General features: G+C 48.0%; 14 protein-coding genes. 8 read left to right on the top strand and 6 right to left on the bottom strand.

Going from position 1 to position 17,261, the window contains the following annotated elements:
• Nucleotides 1-342 precede the first annotated feature (342 nt).
• Nucleotides 343-2,181, bottom strand: a complete 1,839-nt coding sequence (locus tag HQN60_RS01215) for a DEAD/DEAH box helicase (protein WP_173531973.1) — start codon at nucleotides 2,179-2,181, stop codon at nucleotides 343-345.
• 92 nt (nucleotides 2,182-2,273) lie between these two features.
• Nucleotides 2,274-3,800 carry a Fic family protein gene (locus HQN60_RS01210; protein WP_173531972.1) on the bottom strand — a complete coding sequence of 509 codons (1,527 nt, stop codon included), beginning with the start codon at nucleotides 3,798-3,800 and terminating at the stop codon, nucleotides 2,274-2,276.
• Between the two features lie 654 nt (nucleotides 3,801-4,454).
• Here HQN60_RS01210 and HQN60_RS01205 point away from each other — a divergent pair.
• Nucleotides 4,455-5,942 (top strand): carboxypeptidase M32, encoded by a 1,488-nt coding sequence (locus tag HQN60_RS01205; protein ID WP_173531971.1) that lies wholly within the window; start codon nucleotides 4,455-4,457, stop codon nucleotides 5,940-5,942.
• Nucleotides 5,943-6,142: 200 nt separating this feature from the next.
• On the opposite strand, the gene HQN60_RS01200 is transcribed toward HQN60_RS01205, so the two are convergent.
• Together HQN60_RS01200 and HQN60_RS01195 are read right to left on the bottom strand one after the other, a co-directional pair.
• Nucleotides 6,143-8,563 carry a hybrid sensor histidine kinase/response regulator gene (locus tag HQN60_RS01200; RefSeq protein WP_173531970.1) on the bottom strand — a complete coding sequence of 807 codons (2,421 nt, stop codon included), beginning with the start codon at nucleotides 8,561-8,563 and terminating at the stop codon, nucleotides 6,143-6,145.
• Nucleotides 8,560-9,471 carry an ABC transporter substrate-binding protein gene (locus HQN60_RS01195; protein WP_173531969.1) on the bottom strand — a complete coding sequence of 304 codons (912 nt, stop codon included), beginning with the start codon at nucleotides 9,469-9,471 and terminating at the stop codon, nucleotides 8,560-8,562. The genes HQN60_RS01200 and HQN60_RS01195 overlap by 4 nt, the downstream gene beginning before the upstream one ends.
• A 231-nt stretch (nucleotides 9,472-9,702) precedes the next feature.
• Here HQN60_RS01195 and HQN60_RS01190 point away from each other — a divergent pair, with 231 nt between their 5' ends.
• Nucleotides 9,703-10,281: a 3'-5' exonuclease gene (locus tag HQN60_RS01190; protein ID WP_173531968.1), complete on the top strand. Its 579-nt coding sequence runs from the start codon at nucleotides 9,703-9,705 to the stop codon at nucleotides 10,279-10,281.
• Nucleotides 10,282-10,307: 26 nt separating this feature from the next.
• Here HQN60_RS01190 and HQN60_RS01185 read toward each other — a convergent pair whose 3' ends face one another.
• On the bottom strand, nucleotides 10,308-11,225 hold the full coding sequence (locus HQN60_RS01185) for a TIGR01777 family oxidoreductase (protein ID WP_173531967.1): 918 nt from the start codon (nucleotides 11,223-11,225) through the stop codon (nucleotides 10,308-10,310).
• A gap of 208 nt (nucleotides 11,226-11,433) precedes the next feature.
• On the opposite strand from HQN60_RS01185, the gene HQN60_RS01180 reads away from it, so the two are divergent.
• Nucleotides 11,434-11,913 (top strand): hypothetical protein, encoded by a 480-nt coding sequence (locus HQN60_RS01180; RefSeq protein ID WP_173531966.1) that lies wholly within the window; start codon nucleotides 11,434-11,436, stop codon nucleotides 11,911-11,913.
• Nucleotides 11,914-12,128: 215 nt separating this feature from the next.
• Nucleotides 12,129-13,118, top strand: a complete 990-nt coding sequence (locus HQN60_RS01175; protein ID WP_173531965.1) for a sulfite exporter TauE/SafE family protein — start codon at nucleotides 12,129-12,131, stop codon at nucleotides 13,116-13,118.
• Between the two features lie 32 nt (nucleotides 13,119-13,150).
• Here the strand turns inward: HQN60_RS01175 and HQN60_RS16300 are convergent, their stop codons facing one another.
• Nucleotides 13,151-13,285, bottom strand: coding sequence for a hypothetical protein (locus HQN60_RS16300; protein WP_256435135.1), 135 nt, complete (start codon nucleotides 13,283-13,285; stop codon nucleotides 13,151-13,153).
• Here HQN60_RS16300 and HQN60_RS01170 point away from each other — a divergent pair.
• From HQN60_RS01170 to gspN, 4 genes are all read left to right on the top strand, one after another.
• Nucleotides 13,284-14,453, top strand: coding sequence for an MFS transporter (locus HQN60_RS01170; RefSeq protein ID WP_173531964.1), 1,170 nt, complete (start codon nucleotides 13,284-13,286; stop codon nucleotides 14,451-14,453). The genes HQN60_RS16300 and HQN60_RS01170 overlap by 2 nt on opposite strands.
• Nucleotides 14,454-14,891: 438 nt before the next feature.
• On the top strand, nucleotides 14,892-15,941 hold the full coding sequence (gene gspL, locus HQN60_RS01165; protein WP_173531963.1) for a type II secretion system protein GspL: 1,050 nt from the start codon (nucleotides 14,892-14,894) through the stop codon (nucleotides 15,939-15,941).
• Complete coding sequence (locus HQN60_RS01160; protein WP_173531962.1) at nucleotides 15,938-16,435, top strand: type II secretion system protein M; 498 nt, start codon at nucleotides 15,938-15,940, stop codon at nucleotides 16,433-16,435. The genes gspL and HQN60_RS01160 overlap by 4 nt, the downstream gene beginning before the upstream one ends.
• A complete protein-coding gene (gene gspN / locus HQN60_RS01155) occupies nucleotides 16,435-17,166 on the top strand; it encodes a type II secretion system protein N (RefSeq protein WP_173531961.1) in 732 nt (243 codons plus the stop codon). The genes HQN60_RS01160 and gspN overlap by 1 nt, the downstream gene beginning before the upstream one ends.
• Nucleotides 17,167-17,261 lie beyond the last annotated feature (95 nt).

Genomic DNA, 17,261 nt, shown 5'->3' with positions numbered 1-17,261 from the left:
GTACGTGGCACCATGCTCTCTCTTTTGTCTATGGATATTTTTGGATGTTGGGGTGGGGAGGCTACATTTCAAGACAATGGTTTAAAACTTACAGTGTGAGTTTTTTATGGTGTGTGGGTTTTATGTGCCTGAGCCTGAGGCTAACCCGCTAAGATATTTAGCTAAGCATGGTATTTTTCTTGGTATTAAGCTAGTGGCTCAGTGGTATCTATATGATCTACTTGGTTATATATGCGCCATTTATCATCGAGTGGGAGTGAGCCCTTTTTACAGGTATTGATTGGCAACTACAGGTAAATATTGGCACTGAAATGCTAAAAGCCCGCGATGCGGGCTTTTTCTTTATGCTGCAATTTTTTCGCAGGCCGCCCGGGCTTTTTGGGCAAAAACAGAGTCTCGGTCGGCTGTAAGATAAAGCTGATTCATTGCGCGGGTCATACCGACGTAGAGTACACGGGCTTGTTCGGACTCTTCGCTTTTTTGATGGGGTAGACTGCCTAAACCTGCAATCGCAACCACGGGAAATTCGAGTCCTTTGCTGGCATGCAAAGTGAGTACCGATACGCCGTTGGCGGCTTCGGTTGATCCAGTTTGAACTGGAATCTGGCAGCGTTTGAAATGTTCACGAATGGCATCGAGTTGATAGTTAAAATAAGCCAACACGGCCATATCGCGCCATTCAATGCCTTGTTCTTGGCATTGCTGCAATTTTCTTGCAATGGTTTCAAGTTCAGCATTAAAGGTTGGTAACTGAATAAATTCAGGTGCTATATCGCGTCGCCCTGCGGTTTGTGGCAGAACCAAGGGTACGCCATCCTCTTCTGCGTCCTGCGCCGAGAGTAAGTCGCGCGCAAATTCATAGGCAACGCCGAGCACTTCGGCGCTATTGCGATAATTCAATTTCAAAATGGTGGTGCGGCCACGCGCCTGAATGCCGACGCTGGAAAACGTAAATTGGCGTTTGCTCGATTTCTGGTAAATATCCTGTGCGCTGTCGTACAGCATCAGCAAGGCGTTGCTTGCGGGGTCGACCATTTGCACTACTAGACGTAGCCATTCGGGTTTGAAATCATGCCCTTCATCAATCAAAAGGGCAGAGTATTGCCCTGCAGGAACCTCATTGCGGTTTACCCCATCAATTACCCCTTGAATGGTTTCTTCCCAATATTCTGTGCTATTGGGTTTGGCATTGGATTTGGGTAATAAATAGGTTCGCGCCATTTCCCCGCACCAGCTATGAAACGTTTGCACGGTAACTTGTTGTGATAAGCCTTTATGTTCCATCCAGCCTTTAAGTTTTAGCGACAATCCCTTGTTGAAACAAAGAATCAACACGGGTTTGTTCGCACTTTTGGCGAGATATTCTGCACGGTAGCCCAGAATCATCGTCTTGCCTGAACCAGCTACACCATGAATCACCCGATGCCCTTCACCCAAACTGCGTGCCAATTGCTCCTGCTGCACATCCATCACGCGAATTAGATCGGGAATCGCCATTGCTTCTGGAGTTGTGTTACTCGGTGCTGCATCAAACAAGCCGCCTTGGCGGCAGACAATACGCACGTCTGGAAATAGGTGCCAACGAATCCGATCAATTTGCGGTAGGGTAAGCTGGCAGGGAAAGGGCTGTAAAAACATATCCCACAGCCGTTTTTGGAATGCTTCTGCACCTGCTGATTCGGTCATTTCATCCTGACAAATGACTAGATGCTCGGGAAGTACATCGGCCAAGTTGGCTTCGTTAAAGTCTTTACGTGTGATATTGGCCAACACCACGCCGTGGCCGTAGGGCATGGCTAATTTACCGGCGTAACGACTGATTGCTGGGTGGATTAAGAGGGGATCTTTTTTGAGCATATCAATGGTGACATTGATAAAGTCTCGTGCCTTAAGCAGTGGATTAACTTCTTTGATTAGCTTGCCATTGAAGTTGCATTCCACGAGATTGGGATTGATCGTCAAAATACTCGTTAGCTTCCAGTCTTTGACTTCAAGCGCTAAAACGCCGCGCAGTGGATTGAGGATCAAAAAGTCAGGGCGTCGTCGTTTTACGCCAACCGTCACGTCATACCAGCAGAGGTAATCATCTTCGAGTAAAGCTTCAAGACGGCGGGCAAAGCGCTTTTCACCGGACGTCATTCGGGACAGGCAGGTGTTTAAGCTGGGGATAAGCGTTGCCATACAAGATTTCCTAAGTGCTAATGATTGCTGATTTATGCGTATTGCTTGATAACAAGCATTGCCGTAAGGTAGGCCGCAAATAGTTTACATGGTTAATCAGCAAATGCCTCTTGCACTGCATGAATAACCCGATCACCAATGTTCGGTTTTTCGGCAAGGATTGGATACCTCTTGCAAAGTTGGTTAGACAGCGCGTTCCCATTCTGTCGAATGCTGCGAATGATGCTGTCCAGCTCATTATCTGGCGCTTCTAAAAATTGCTTGATGGCGCTGCGGGCTTGATCGTTTGCTTTCAAAAAATGGGCTTCTTTGCGCATTTCTTGCGTTAGCGTGGTGTCGATGATTTTGGCAAGATATTCGGCGTGCACGGTCAGGTCGGGGTAGCGCCATGCGGGTAGTGCATCGTCATAAGCGCTGAAATAAAGATTGTATTCAACGCCATCCTCGGCGATGACAGGTTCGCCAAAATAGTATTGATCGGCATATTTACGCATCAAGCGGCGCGAAAAACGCTCAAGCACTTTGTCGTACGCGGCGCGTGCCTGCGTGCTATCTGCGATGGTCGCTGAGACGGGCAGAATAATCGGCGCGGGAACAAGCCCATCGCGGCGCAAAATATCATTAATTAAAAAACGCGATATCCGGCCATTACCATCTGCCATCGGGTGAATATAGACAAAGCCGAAAGAAGCGACTGCGGCCCGCACGATAGATGATGTGCCTTGGCTGCGTTCGAGAAAATGGGCAAGCCCAGACAGTAGGGCGTTTGTTTGCTCCCAATGCGGGGCGATGTAATCAACGACTGCTTGATAGTGAGCTGAATGCCCAACGTAAACTGGGGAGCGGCGCAGGCCGTAGCGCAGTGCCATCTCACCTAAAATGCCGCGTTGTAATAGGCTCAAGGTATCAGCAGTAAATGGATTGGCGTGTTGCCCGCATTCGTTTTCCATAACAGCTGCAAAGCGGCGGATGCGGTCTTCTTTCTCTTGTTCGCGTTCAATCAGAAAACTGGCGCGGCTTTCTTTGACGGTTAGCCAGACTGTACTGCGTAAAATCAGATCAACGCCGAAGTCTGACTCCAGCTCGGCCAGTTTGGCTGGCAAATCATAAGTCTCAGTGGCTTGAATGGCGGCGGTTCGTCGAATGATGGGGCAGTAATCACGATTGCCCGGCAGATTGTCACGAACTCGCCAGCGTGGGCAATTGATCGGTGTGCCGACTAGATATAGCTCGGGGTCAAGTGCATCAATGTAGTTGCCTCGCGTCAGATTCGGCGCAGCCAGCTTGTCATCCAATAACCATTCGTACAAGAAACAGGCGCGGCGGGCATAACTTCCCGTTGGCTCTCGCGCAATCCATTGTTCCAGCTCTTGCTTGGCCAAAACTTGAGAAAAAAGCCGAGCTAGAAATTCCAGATGGATGCCTTCATATTTGAAAGCAAACGCCAGTTGCTCACTAAACGTGTCAAGAGGGCGGTATGATTCTGGATATACTTCAAAACGTATGTCACCGTCACTTGACGTGGAGCGGTTACGCCCAATTTCACTCTGTACGGCCAGTGGGTGTACTGCATGCACGTTGTAGGTCAGCGATAGCCATTGATACCCGATCTCAGCCATAAAATCGATTACTCCGCCATAAAAACAGTTATAAACTGAAGTTTTTTAATAAAAACGATTATAGCAGACGGGTTGGGGGTTGGCAGGCTAAGTTGCTTGGCTTGCACTGAGGTGTGCTAGAGGGGCGAAAACGCTATGAACTGATCATGGTATTTTTCATGGTCTTATTTTTTTACTTTTTAGATTTGTTCAATAAATCATGAGCTTATACTTCTTGTTAATGATTGAGTGGGAATAATTTGCGAGATAGTTTTTAAAATTCAAAAGCCCTGTTTTTTAACAGGGCTTTTTTGTGCCTGAATATTATTTTTTGAGCATTTCTATGTGGCATTATTTTTGATGGCTTAGGGGTTACACCTTTGCTTGGGCGTGTGGGGGCTGATAACGTGGTGATTGCCAGATGATTGAACGTGTTGGCTAGGTAGAGATTAATGAAGCCATGAGTTAATTGATAATTGATGTATATGCCGCTAAGGCTTATTTTAAAAGGGATATGTATATATACCTATGTATTTTAACAATAAACAAACTGAGTTAAATGCCATTGTCGTGATGCAGTTGATCGATGTTTGGCGTCTGCCTATAAATACCGATTGCATTTGCCGCTGGCACTGTCATGATCGGGAGACTTTTTGAATTTTCTGAGATTGAATCATGCCCGCCACTGCTTACCAACAGCTTGTCACGATATTTACCCGACTGTATCGCTATGAACATCTTGCCGCGATGGTGGGGTGGGATCAGGCGGTGATGATGCCGCCGGAGGGCAATGAGGCACGGGGCGCCGCGATGGCCGAATTGGATGTATTGATGCATCGCACCTTAACCGATGCGACCTTGGCCGAGTTGTTGGCTGCCGCGAGCCGCGAGCCACTCAGTGACGCCGAGCAGGCCAGTTTACGAGAAATGCAGCGGCAATGGCAGTTAGCCAATTTGCTGCCCGCCAGTTTGATTGAGGCCAAAGCCTTGGCCGGATCAAAATGCTCGCACGCGTGGCGAACGCAAAGAGCGAATAACGATTGGGATGGTTTTTTGGCCAATTTTCGGTCGGTGGTGAGTTTAGCGCGCGAAGAGGGGATTTTATTAAGCCATCAAACGGGCTTGTCGCCGTATGAATCATTGCTGAATAAATACGAGCCGGGCATGACTTGCGCTGAGCTGGATCGTATTTTTGCCGACGTAAAAAGTTGGCTACCCGAGCTGATTCAACAAGCCATGGCCAAACAAGCGACTGAAACCCGTATCACGGCGACGGGGCCATTTGCCATTGAGGCGCAGCGCGCTTTGGGCGTGGAGGTGATGGCGCTATTGGGTTTTAACTTTGCCGCCGGGCGTTTAGATGTGTCGCATCATCCGTTTTGTGGTGGCGTGGCCGAGGATGTGCGGATCACGACGCGTTATACCGAGGCGGATTTTAGCCAAAGCTTGATGGGCATTGTGCACGAAACTGGGCATGCGCGTTACGAGCAAAACCTACCGCACGCCACACGCCATTTGCCGGTGGGTCGAGCAAGGTCGATGGGAATTCATGAAAGCCAAAGCTTAGCATTTGAAATGCAGTTGGGGCGTAATCCGGCCTTTTTGGCCTTGATTACGCCGTTGATTGAGCAGCATTTGGGGCCGCAAGCGGCATTTACCGCGGCCAATTTGGCGCAAATCTACACCCAAGTTCAGCCCGATTTTATTCGAGTGGATGCCGATGAGCTGACTTACCCAGCGCATGTGATTTTGCGCTATGAAATTGAGCGCGCTTTGATTAATGGTGAAATCGAGCCCGATGATGTGCCGGCATTGTGGGATCAAAAAATGCAGGCGTATTTGGGCGTAGATACCACGGGTAATTTTAAAAACGGCTGTATGCAAGACATCCATTGGACCGATGGCAGCTTTGGTTATTTCCCGAGCTACACCTTAGGGGCGATGTATGCCGCGCAGTACTTTGCCACATTACGACGCCTCTATCCGGATTTAGATCAGCGCATCGCCGAAGGCGATTTAGCACCGATTTTCACTTGGCTTAATACCCATATTTGGCAGCAGGCTAGCCATCTGAATACTGACGAATTAATCCGCAGCGCAACCGGAGAGTCACTCAATCCGCGTTATTTCCGTCAGCATTTGGCGCAGCGCTATTTGGCTTAAGCGGGTTTAGGCTAGCAACGTGGCTTGCCGTTAAATCAAAGCAATGCCACGTTTAATCAGTTAACAGCACGCTCAATGCGTGCTTTTTTGCGTTATGTATTTATGCGATATGGGGGTATATGCGTGGCATTGATTATTCAAAAGCTTGTTGTGGCGATACCTCGGATCGCGACGAAGTTAAACCGCTAAAGCAACACGCATTAGCTGCTAGAGGACGGAGCAGGTGCTGATGGTGGGCCGGGTTGAAGATACCGATCTAATGCGGTTTGTAATGCGATGAGCGTGATGGGTTTACTTAAAAAATCATCCATCCCCGCTTGCTGGCAGCGCAGAATGTCTTCTTTAAACACATTGGCCGTGAGTGCCACAATGGGCAAGTGCTGGCCAGGTTGCTCTGTGGCACGAATGCGCTCGGTGGCGGCGTAGCCATCCATATTGGGCATTTGGCAATCCATCAACACCAGATCGTAATTTTGGGCGGCGACTGCGGCGACGCCGAGTGCCCCATCGTTGGCAATATCGACACGATAGTTGAGTTTTTCTAGCATTTTAACCACCACCTGCTGGTTCACAGGGTTGTCTTCAACGACCAAAATATGCTGTTTTTTGGTGGCGAGCTGTTCGCCAATTTGATGTATCGTCACTAAAGCTTGCTCTGGCGCATTGTGCTGATTGAGCACTAATTCAATCGCGCTATATAAAGTTTTGCTGCGTATGGGTTTACTTAAAAAAGCCGCGTAACCAGCGGCTTTGGCCGATTCGGCTTGCCCAATTGTGCTGTTGCTGGTGAGTAAAATCAGCGGCAAGTTGTGCTGCAAAGGCAGAGCATGAATATCGGTGGCGAGTTGCTGACTGCGATGGGAGTCTAAATTTTTACTGATCAGCGCAATGTCAAAAGCGTGTGTGGCTTTGCTTAAAGCGGCTAAGGTATCAAAGCTATTACTAATCATGGTCACGATGAAGCCCATTTCACTTAATTGCTGGCTCAGTCGCTCACGGCTCGCGGGTAAATCATCAACAATGAGGGCGTGTTTATTGTGAAGCGCGATGTTTTGCGGGTTAATTTCTTCGTTATTGTGGGCTTCGAGGGTGATTTCAAACCAAAATGTTGAGCCTTTATTAGGTTGGCTAATAACATCAATCTGCCCTTGCATTGCCTCGACGAGTCTTCGGCAAATGGATAAACCCAGTCCTGTGCCACCAAAGCGGCGCGTGGTTGAGGCATCGGCTTGCACAAAGGGTTGAAATAAAGTTTTGATTTCTGCCGCGCCAATCCCAATACCATTGTCTTTAACTTCAATATGTAGGCGGTGAAAAGGAGGGGCTAATGGCGTACTGCGCATGCGTAAAACAATTTCACCTTGATGAGAGAATTTGATTGCATTGTTAAATAAATTAAGCAAAATCTGCCGTAATCGGCTCGGGTCACCGTTGAGTTTTTTGGGTACCGATGAATCAATAATGCCAATCATTTCTATGGATTTTTCACGTGCTTTTTGCGACATTAAATCAATCGTATCTTCAACTAAATAGCGAAAATCAAAATCAATTTTCTCTAAGGTGAGTTTGCCGGCCTCAATTTTTGAAAAATCCAAGATGTCATTAATTTGGATTAATAAAGATTGGCCGCCAATGTCGATTGATCGTAGGAATTCTTTTTGTTCTAAACTTAATGGTGTATGAGCAAGTAATTCAGAAAATCCAAGAATGGCATTCAAAGGCGTTCTAATTTCATGGCTCATATTGGCCAGAAATTCACTTTTTGCTTCATTGGCCTGTACTGCGGTTTCTTTGGCGAGGGTTAAAGCGATCTCGCTTTGAGTTAACTCTTTTGTTTGGCGTTCTAGTGTTGCAATAGCCACGGCAGTGGTGCTCATTGCTACTTGCAGTGATTGGGCTAATTGGCCGATCTCATCGGCTTGCTGTGCTTCGTGCCAAGTCATGTTGCGATTTTTGTCCCATTGTTTGACATGACGTTCAATAGTCTCTAGTCGTTGTAAAATGTTTTTTCTAAATAAATAATAACTAAGACCACTAATTAATAATATGCCTAAAAGACAGGCGATCGAAAACTGAAGGGTAATGATGTTGATTTCTTTTTGTGCTTGCTCGGTGTTGAGTTGAATGAAAATAAAAGCTTGATTTTTTTCTATGTCGATTGATTTGCTAAGTAACAGTGGCTTGATAATTAGATGTTGAAATTGCTCTGGGGTGAATAGGTTGTATGATTTTTTTAAGTCGGCATGCTCAATTAACTGTTTTTTTAATTGTTCATTATCAATGTCGTTGATATTTTTTCCGATCAGATTTTGTTTGGTTGCTGCAATTATTTTATTGCTGCCACTATCAACAATAATGATGATCTCAACACCTTCTTCTGCGCCGAGCGCTGTAATAATTCGCGCTAGTTCACCTTGCCGTGTAATGCTCTCAGCAACATAATTGATGGTGTTGGCCATCAACTCACCACGTTCTTCTATTTTTGATTTTAATTGATCTTTTGATGTTTTATAAATAACAGTGATGGCGAGTGTTGCCAATAAAATACTCGCAAAAGCCAAAGGGAATAGTAGTTTAAAGTTTAATGATCTATGCCATTTTTCTTTAATTAATTGAATCATTTTGTTTCAGGTCGACTTAAAGGCGAAATGATTTTTTGGGTTTGGTCGCTGCCTTTGATTTGCTGATTTTGTCTTAATATTGTATCTGTGCGGAGTATAACTTCATCCAGTTTGCCATTATGTTTAAAATAAGCGGCTTGTTCTGCCATGCTGACCATTTTTATTCCATCATTTAATGCCTGTTTAAATTCATCTGCAGTGATTCCTTCGCGGGCCGCCATGATGGCGTAGGCTTGATCGGGATTGCTTAAGCTGTATTGATACGCGGCTTCAAATGCCGCAATAAATTGTTTGACGGCAGCTGGGTGTTGTTGAATGAATTGTTCATCAATTGCAATGACATCGAGTACTTCACCTGAAATGGCTTTGGTATCAAATAAGGTATGAAAATCTGGATTGGCTAATAACTTAATACTGGTCGGCGGGTAGGTCACAATGGCATCGAGCTCGCCTGCTTGTAGCGCTTCTGCGAGGGATTGTTGGTTTAATGACTGTAAATTAAGATCATTTAAAGTTAGGCCATTTTTTTCTAAAGCCCGCGCGAGAACATAGACGCCAAGCGAAGATAGTTCTAGGCCGACGTTTTTCCCTTTTAGACTCTGGATATCAGGAATATTGTGGTTGGCAATAATCAGATCAGCACCATCGGAATAATCACTAATACTGACGATTTGCAGTGATCTATCGGTGTTTTCTCTTGATTGTAAAACTTCAATCACGGTCGTGCCTAAGGCATCAATTTGGCCACGTTCAAAAGCGCGACGCGCATCGGATAAAGAGTTAAATTCGATTAATTTAACGTCAAAGCCGATGTTTTTATATAGGCCCAGTTCTTGCGCCAAGTAAATAAATTCGTAACCTGGCCATGCATTAATGCCAACGCGGAGTGTGGGGGGCGCTTTGCTCACACAGCTAGTCAAAAAAACCATGCAGCTGATTAAAAATAAAATTTTTAGCAGTATTTTTTTGCAGCTCATTACCGCGCCTCTAAACCCATAGATTGATTGATTGATTGATTCAGACTAGGATGATAGGCGTAAAGTTACAAGACAATTACCTAGTGCTTTTTGTTTTGCTAATACTGTGGCTTGGCTCGATCAGAAGCCGCTGACTGCGCGCTGCTGGGTTATCATGGCGGTATGACTGATGAAACTTTACTCCCCCCTTATATTGGCATTGATGCGCGCAGCATTGTTGTCGTGAATTCGCCTGCTGAAGCATTAATCGCTAGCCGTGAGTTGGCTGCGGCCGATGTGCTAGGCTTTGATACCGAATCAAAACCGGTTTTTATGAAAGGGCAAGTTTCGCAAGGCCCGCATTTAATTCAACTGGCCACACAGGATAAGGTGTTTTTATTTCCGATTCGGCGTGGTGAAGCTTATCCCGCATTGCAAGCCATTTTGGAATCAACATCGATTTTAAAAGTGGGTTTTGGCTTGGGCGACGATCAGCAACGCTTGTTCGCCAAGTTAGGGATTACCACCCAGCATGTGCTGGACTTGGCGCGGGCGCTACGCACTGATTCGCGCAGTGATGTTGGCGCTAAAACGGCGGTGGCGCAGTTTTTTGGCCAAAAATTACAAAAATCGAAAAAAATCTCGACGTCCAATTGGGCCTTATTGCCACTGACGGATAAGCAAAAACAATACGCCGCCGATGATGCTCACGTGGCGCTTAAAATTTATCGCGCCTGGCAGGCGCAGCGCGATCCGCTGTGAGTTAGCTTTGTCGCACGGCCACGGATTTATTTTTTACCTAGGTATGCATCGAGCGCGCTTTTTAAATCAGGGTATTTAAAGCTATACCCAGCTGCAATTAGCCGCTGAGGGACTACGCGTTGCCCGCGGGTAAATAGTGCACCCATTTCTCCGGCTAAAGTATTAATCAGCCAAGCTGGGGTAAAGAGCCATGTCGGGCGATGTAGCGCTTGGCCAACTGCTGTGGCAAATTGCGCTTGCGTGGGGGCCTGCGGCGCGGTGAGGTTGTAAGCGCCGCTAAAACTTAAATCGCTGATTGCCCGTGAAATCACCGCCAGCACATCATCACGATGTACCCAACTCATCACTTGCTCACCATTGCCGATTTTGCCGCCCAAACCCCAGTAATACGGCAAAACCAGTTTGGGTAAGGCCCCGCCTGAGTCTTGTTGTGAGCAAAACACCAAACCTAAACGTAGGCAAACCACGCGCAGCCCGAGTGCTTGGGCTTTGTTTGCTGAGGCTTCCCACTGCTGGCAGAGTTCGGACATAAATTCCGCCTGCGGTGGCGCGCTTTCATCGAGCGCTTCGTCGCCACGGCAGCCGTAATAACCAATCGCCGAGCCATTGATAAGCACCGCCGGCCGAGTTTGCGCTTGGGCCAACCAAGTTATTAAGTGCTCGGTGGTCCCCACACGACTATCTAGCAGCAGCTGCTTACGGGCTGTAGACCAGCGTGGGCCGACCACAGGGCTCCCTGCTAAATTAATGACGGCATCAAAAACACAGCTCGGACTGAGTGTTTGCCAGTCGGAAAAAGCGCTCACTTGTCCTTGAAACTGGGCGATTGCCGCCTGCGGGTGGCGGCTGTACAGCGTAATTTGATCGCCTGCAGCCAGCCGCTCTTTCACCAAGGCACTGCCAATAAAGCCAGTACCACCTGTAATCAGTAGACGTTGTGACATGCTGTAAATCCTTTTCTTTCCGTTCTACGATTAAAGCACGCTGCGGGCGGCCGCTTGCGGTATTTTTGTAATGCGTCGCAAGAAGGATGCAGCTGTGTTACGGTTTATATCTTTAGCAAGGCTTTCGTTATGTTTTCATGTGGCGTTGATTTTGGCGTTAGGTGAATCTAGCTTGGTTTTTTCTTGTTGATCCCTAGGAGTTATCACGATGAGTATTTTTGATAAAGCAAAATCCCTACTTGATACCGCAGAGCAGTCGATGAGTGCCGCTGCCGAGCAGGCGGCATTAAAAGTATCTGAATTAGCCGATAAAGCCGGCGATCTGGCCGATCAAGCCGTACACAGTGCTGAAGAGCTCGGCGATAAGGCCAAAATCGCCGCCGATCAGGCTTGGGATAGTAGCAAGCAAGCCGCGACCGACTTAGCGCACAAAGCCGGCGGGCTCTCGGATGAGGTTTCAGCAAAAGCGGCTGAGTTAGGGGCTAAAGCCGCGCAAGCGACTGAGCAAGCTTTAGATGCCAGCAAACAAAAAGCCAGTGAGTTAGGCGCTAAAGTCAGCGATGCTGCTGGCCATGTGGCGGATAAAGCCAGTGGCTGGGTGGATAAAACCGCCGATGTAGCAGAAAAAGATTTACAGCAAGCTAGCGTAAAAAATGTGCTTGGGCATGATAGTGTGAAGCCGGAATAAATCTTGCGCTATGAGACCAAAAAAAACCGAGCTTGCTCGGTTTTTTCTTTTTTACGCGTGAGGATTGCTCGTGCAGTCCGGTGAGCCGCACGTTGACGCAGGGAATGATTCTATAGAACTTTCCCTTATTTAGGTTTTGCTAAACAGTCTTTTTGATTTTATTTATTACCCTTACACTCGCGCTCAATTATTTGCTGCTCTTTGAGGCGTAGTCCATGAAAATTCGTCATCCAGATTTAAGCGACAGCCCAGAAAATCGACTTCATCAAGAGATCGGTTTGCCCCCACTTGACACGGCCATCGGCAGCGAGCGCCGCTTGTGGCAAAGCAAGCGCTTAGCCGGTTTAACCTTGCTGATTGCAATGGCGGTTAGCGTTTATATCGCTCAGCATCTGATGCAAGGGCAATCGGCGGTGCTAGGCAATCAATTGCTACTGGCGGCACAGCAAGTGATTAGCTCGCCGCAGTTTTGGGCTGCAGTTGCAGTGGGCTTTGCCGCGCAAGCAATCGATGGCGCATTAGGTATGGCGTATGGCATTAGCTCGAATACTTTTTTGATTGGCGTTGGCGCCAGTCCGGCAGCGGCATCGGCCGCGGTGCATGTGGCGGAAGTGTTTACCACCGGTTTTTCCGGCTTATCACATTTAAAATTTGGCAATGTGGATAAGGCGCTATTTCGGCGTTTGGTGATTCCGGGTGTGGTGGGCGGGGTGGCGGGCGCTTATTTGTTGACCAGTATTGATGGGCATTTGATTAAGCCCTATATCGCGGCTTATTTATTGCTGATGGGTTTGTATATTTTGCGTAAAGCATGGTTGGCAACGCACCCGAAGCCGCATTCTAGTGAAATTAAGCACGTGAGTCCTTTGGCGCTGTTGGGTGGTTTTGTTGACGCCGTTGGCGGTGGCGGTTGGGGCCCAGTAGTGACGTCGACCTTGGTCGGGCGCGGAAATGATCCACGCAAAACCATTGGTACGGTGAATGCGGCAGAATTTTTTATCGCGTTTTCTACGGCGGGGGCTTTTTTGTTGTGGGCCGAAATGGAGCATTGGTTATTGGTCGCCGGCTTAATTGTTGGCGGATTATTTGCCGCGCCGTTTGCCGCATGGCTGTGCCACAAATTAAATGCGCGCACTTTATTGTGGTTGGTTGGAACATTGATTTCAGTATTAAGCGTATTTAATTTGTTTGTGGCGCTGCGTTAATCCAGATATTGGGTATTGCGATCTAATTAATACTAGATCAGGGGCGGCAGGCAATACCCTGTGATGTGTAATTCTCCATTGTCATCATCCTTGGCGAGAGTAGACTCATAGCACTCTTTTTGTCTTGGTTTGATGATGCCCAACGCCGCCCGTAAAGAATTTGCCATGCTGATCACCTTAATGCTGGTGATGTTTACTGCCATTGCTGACTTTATGATTATGATGCCGCTGGCGTCGTATTTGATGGCGGAGTTTCAGATCAATACCGCTCACTTTGGTCTATTGGTTTCGTCGTATTCTTTAGCTGCAGGTTGCTCGGCATTACTGGCGTCCTCGCAAGCCGACCGCTTTGATCGCCGCCACGCTTTATTGTTTTGTTACGGCGGATTAATGCTGGCGACTTTGGCGTGCGCGCTGAGTGATTCCTACGTCACCTTGCTGTTGGCGCGGGTATTGGCGGGGATCTTTGGTGGCGTTTTGGGCTCGATTTCACTGGCCATTGTTGGCGATTTAATTCCGCCTGAGCGCCGTGGCCGCGCCATGAGCTGGGTGATGCTGGGCTTTTCATTGTCGGCAGTCGCGGGGGTGCCATTGGGTTTATGGCTGGCAGCGCATAGCGGCTGGCGATTGCCATTTTTGGTCTTAACCGGTATTTGCGCCATGGTGGCCTTGGCGATTATTCGTTATATCCCATCGGTACGTGGTCATTTGGCGAGCTTAAATCAAGCGGCTAATTGGCTGGATAATTACCGCGAATTATTACGTGTTCCTAATCATTGGTGGGCAGTGAGTTTAACCGCGATGCTAATGGTATCGGGGTTTTTGGTGATTCCATTTATTGCCCCCACTTTGATTGCCAACGTGGGTTTGGCGCCCGAAGATTTAATGTATTTTTATTTAGTCGGTGGTGCGGCGACGATATTTAGCCGTCCGCTGATTGGCCGTTTAACCGATCGTTACCCAGCAAAAAAAGTGGTGGCGTATTTAATCTTGGCGAGTTTTATTCCGATTATTTTGGTTACGCAAAATTTAGCCGTGAGTTTGCCTTGGCATTTGGCGATTTCGGTATTGTTTTTTATTTTTGTCAGTGGCCGCTTTATTCCATCATCGACGATGGTGGCGGCAGCCACTCAGCCGCATTTACGCGGGCGCTTAATGGCGTTTAATTCGGCAGTACAAAACTTCGCCTCGGGTGCGGCCTCTTTGCTGGCCGGATTAATTTTAACGCAGCAAAGCGATGGCCATTTAGCCAATTATGCTTGGATTGGTGTTCTGAGTTGCGTTGCTGGTTTGCTGGCGATTTTCTTGGCGCGTAAAATTAAAGCCATTTCTTAAAATCGGTGGTGCAGCTTTTCGCTGTTATTTTTGGCCAATATTGATTTTTCTGCTGCTGATGCAATGGTTAAATCACGCTGGATCAAGATCTATTTGCGTGGTATTGGCCCGTTTATACCTAGGTATATTCGGGTCGCTAGTTGATTGCATCAATGACTCATCCAAATTATGGCTAGCGATACTTGTCGCTAAAGTAGCAAATCAGCATTTTATTTTGCGGCGCACGCCGCATTGTCAAATCAACTTCATTAAAATCGTTTATTCTCTATTTCCTATTTTTATTCAGGCATTTCATTGGCGCGCAATATAGGCCATTGGCTGGCTGCTTATTTCGTATTCCGATTGCGACGATTGCGAATGGCTTAATACGACATCAGCGTATGAGTTGGGATTTATTTTTGTGGTGGATGTATCGATCCACCTTGTTTTGAGGTTTTGATGACAATAGCGCGTGTAGTTGTTCGCCTTCATGCTCAGGGTGCGCTGGGAATTGAAGATTGGCTGGGCTTTGATGCCAATGGGCGTCAAGTGGCGCAAGGGCAGTCGGCAGTTTTGCCTGCTGCGGCCACGTATGAAATTGCGCTGTCTGCGTGCTGGCTCACCGTGCATTGCTTGACCTTGCCTGCAGTGGCGGCCAAACAGCAGCAAAAATTGATTCGCCAAGCACTGGAAGATCGGGTTTTAGGTGCTTTAGATTCACTGATATGGCGCGCCAGTCCGGCAGTGGCCGGTAAAACCTGGGTGTATTTACTCGAACAATCGCGCTGCGATCAAGTGCAGCAGTGGCTGGCCAGCCAAGCATGGACTGCGACGCGCTGGGTGCCGGAGTTTGCTTTATTGCCAGCGGGGACTGCGTGTTATGCGCCAAGCGACCATGGCGTGATGTTGGCGCATCACGGTGAGTATGCTTGGCTTGATAACGAGGCCGATTTACTTGCGCTGTATCCGGATGAAACTTGGCAGGCACTGACGACGGCAGATTTAATTGCGCCCGATGCGGCGAGTGTGTCCTTTTTTAAAAGTAATAAATCTAATGTATCGTTAGCAATGCATTGGCAGCAATGGCGTAGCGCGGTATACCTATTGTTTGTGTGCGTGGCGTTGCTGTTGCTGAGTACCATCATTGAGTGGCGGAGTAGCGTAGGACAAGAGCGCGCTTTGCGACAAGAAATTCGACAAACCTTTGCCAGTGTCTATCCCGGGGTGCCAATTGTTGACCCAATTTTGCAATGGCAAAGTCAGCAAAAAGCCGGTGAATCCACTGGGCGCGTTGGGCAGGGCGATGCATTGGATTTGCTGTATCAACTGGCTGGGCAAATTGATTTAGCAGTGGGGGTTGATAGCTTGAGCGTGAAAGACGGCAAATTACAGATGGTGATGAATGAGGGCAAATCAGCGCCTTTGATCGCTAAATTGACGGCACAAGGCAGCAAAATGAAGAGCCAGTCGATGGGCGATGGTCGTATTCGGATTGAGGTTGAGCAATGAGCGCGTATACAAAATATCTGGCTCAAGCGCACAGCTACTGGGCGCGTTGGCGGGTTTATTGGCTGGCGCGCAATCCCCGCGAGAGAAAAATGCTGCTGATTTGGGCGGTTTTAGTCATCAGCGGCTTGTTGTATTTTGCGGTGTATGCGCCGCTTAATGCGCAAATTAATCGCTTGCAAATGCAGATTCCACAGCTGGAAAACCAATTAATGGCCATGCGTGGTAGTAAACCCATGGTGGTTGCTTCGCGTACCGCCAGTACGCAGGATTTGCGTTCGGCCACATTTGCTGAATTATCCAGCAAAGGCATCAGTGCCGATGTGCGCTCGATTTCCAATCAACAGCTTGAGGTGCGGAGTAATTTGCCAAGCATTGCCGAGGCTTTGCAGTTGGCCAATGCTTTACGCCATAGCGTTCAAGCCAAAATTACCGCCATTCAAATTACGCCCGATGCCGCTAGCGTGAGCTTGGTGCTGGTATTGGAGCGTCAATAATGCGAAAAATAATCCAGCAGCGAGGCCTGTGGATCAGCATTGCGGGGCTCTTTTTGCTATTGATTTTAGTGCTGCGCATGCCGGTAAGTACCATCAATTGGTTTTTACCGAGTAATGTGAGCGTGGTGCAGCCGCAAGGGACCATTTGGTATGGGCGCGCTAGCGCCGTGGGTTTAGAAGGCGTGGTGTTGCAACAAAATTTGCGTTGGGCTTTTCTGCCTAAGGCTTTATTGACTGGGCAATTGGCATGGCAAATGCAAAGCGAAGCCTTAGATACTCACAATCAAGCCCGCGTTTTCGTTGGTTTTGGCGGCGTGGCGCTCGAGCAAGTGGATGTGACTTTGCCGCTTGAAGGTGTTTTTCGCGCTATTCCGCAAGTGGCGCAATGGGGTTTAGGTGGCCGCGCCACCTTGCGTAGCGCGCATCTCTCAAAACAAGTCGGCGCACAAGCTGAGCTATTGCTCGATCCGGTCTTTAGTCAGCTGGTGCCAAGCCTCATGCCAATGACCACCTTGCGTGCTCAGCTCGCGGTGGTGGCCGATGGGGCGACATGGCAAATTTCACCTGCTGGCGCCAGCGCGATTGCAGTGAATGGCCAAGGTCAATTGGCGTGGCAGGGGGCGGCACACGGCACGATTAATCTCAATCCGGATGAAAAAGTTCGCCAGCAATTAGCGCCCTTATTAATGCAAGTTCCCGCCACGGCCGAGGGTTACCAAATCAAGTTTTAAGTCTTAATCAGCTCGGCGACGCCTTGCCGTCGTTCGAGCAAGACTTGCGTGGGTAAACAAAGGTTTGGCTTGCGTTAAGGATTGCTCCGTGGCCA

Source organism: Deefgea piscis (assembly GCF_013284055.1).
Taxonomy (GTDB): Bacteria; Pseudomonadota; Gammaproteobacteria; order Burkholderiales; family Chitinibacteraceae; genus Deefgea; species Deefgea piscis.
This window is presented reverse-complemented; position numbering and strand designations above follow the sequence as displayed.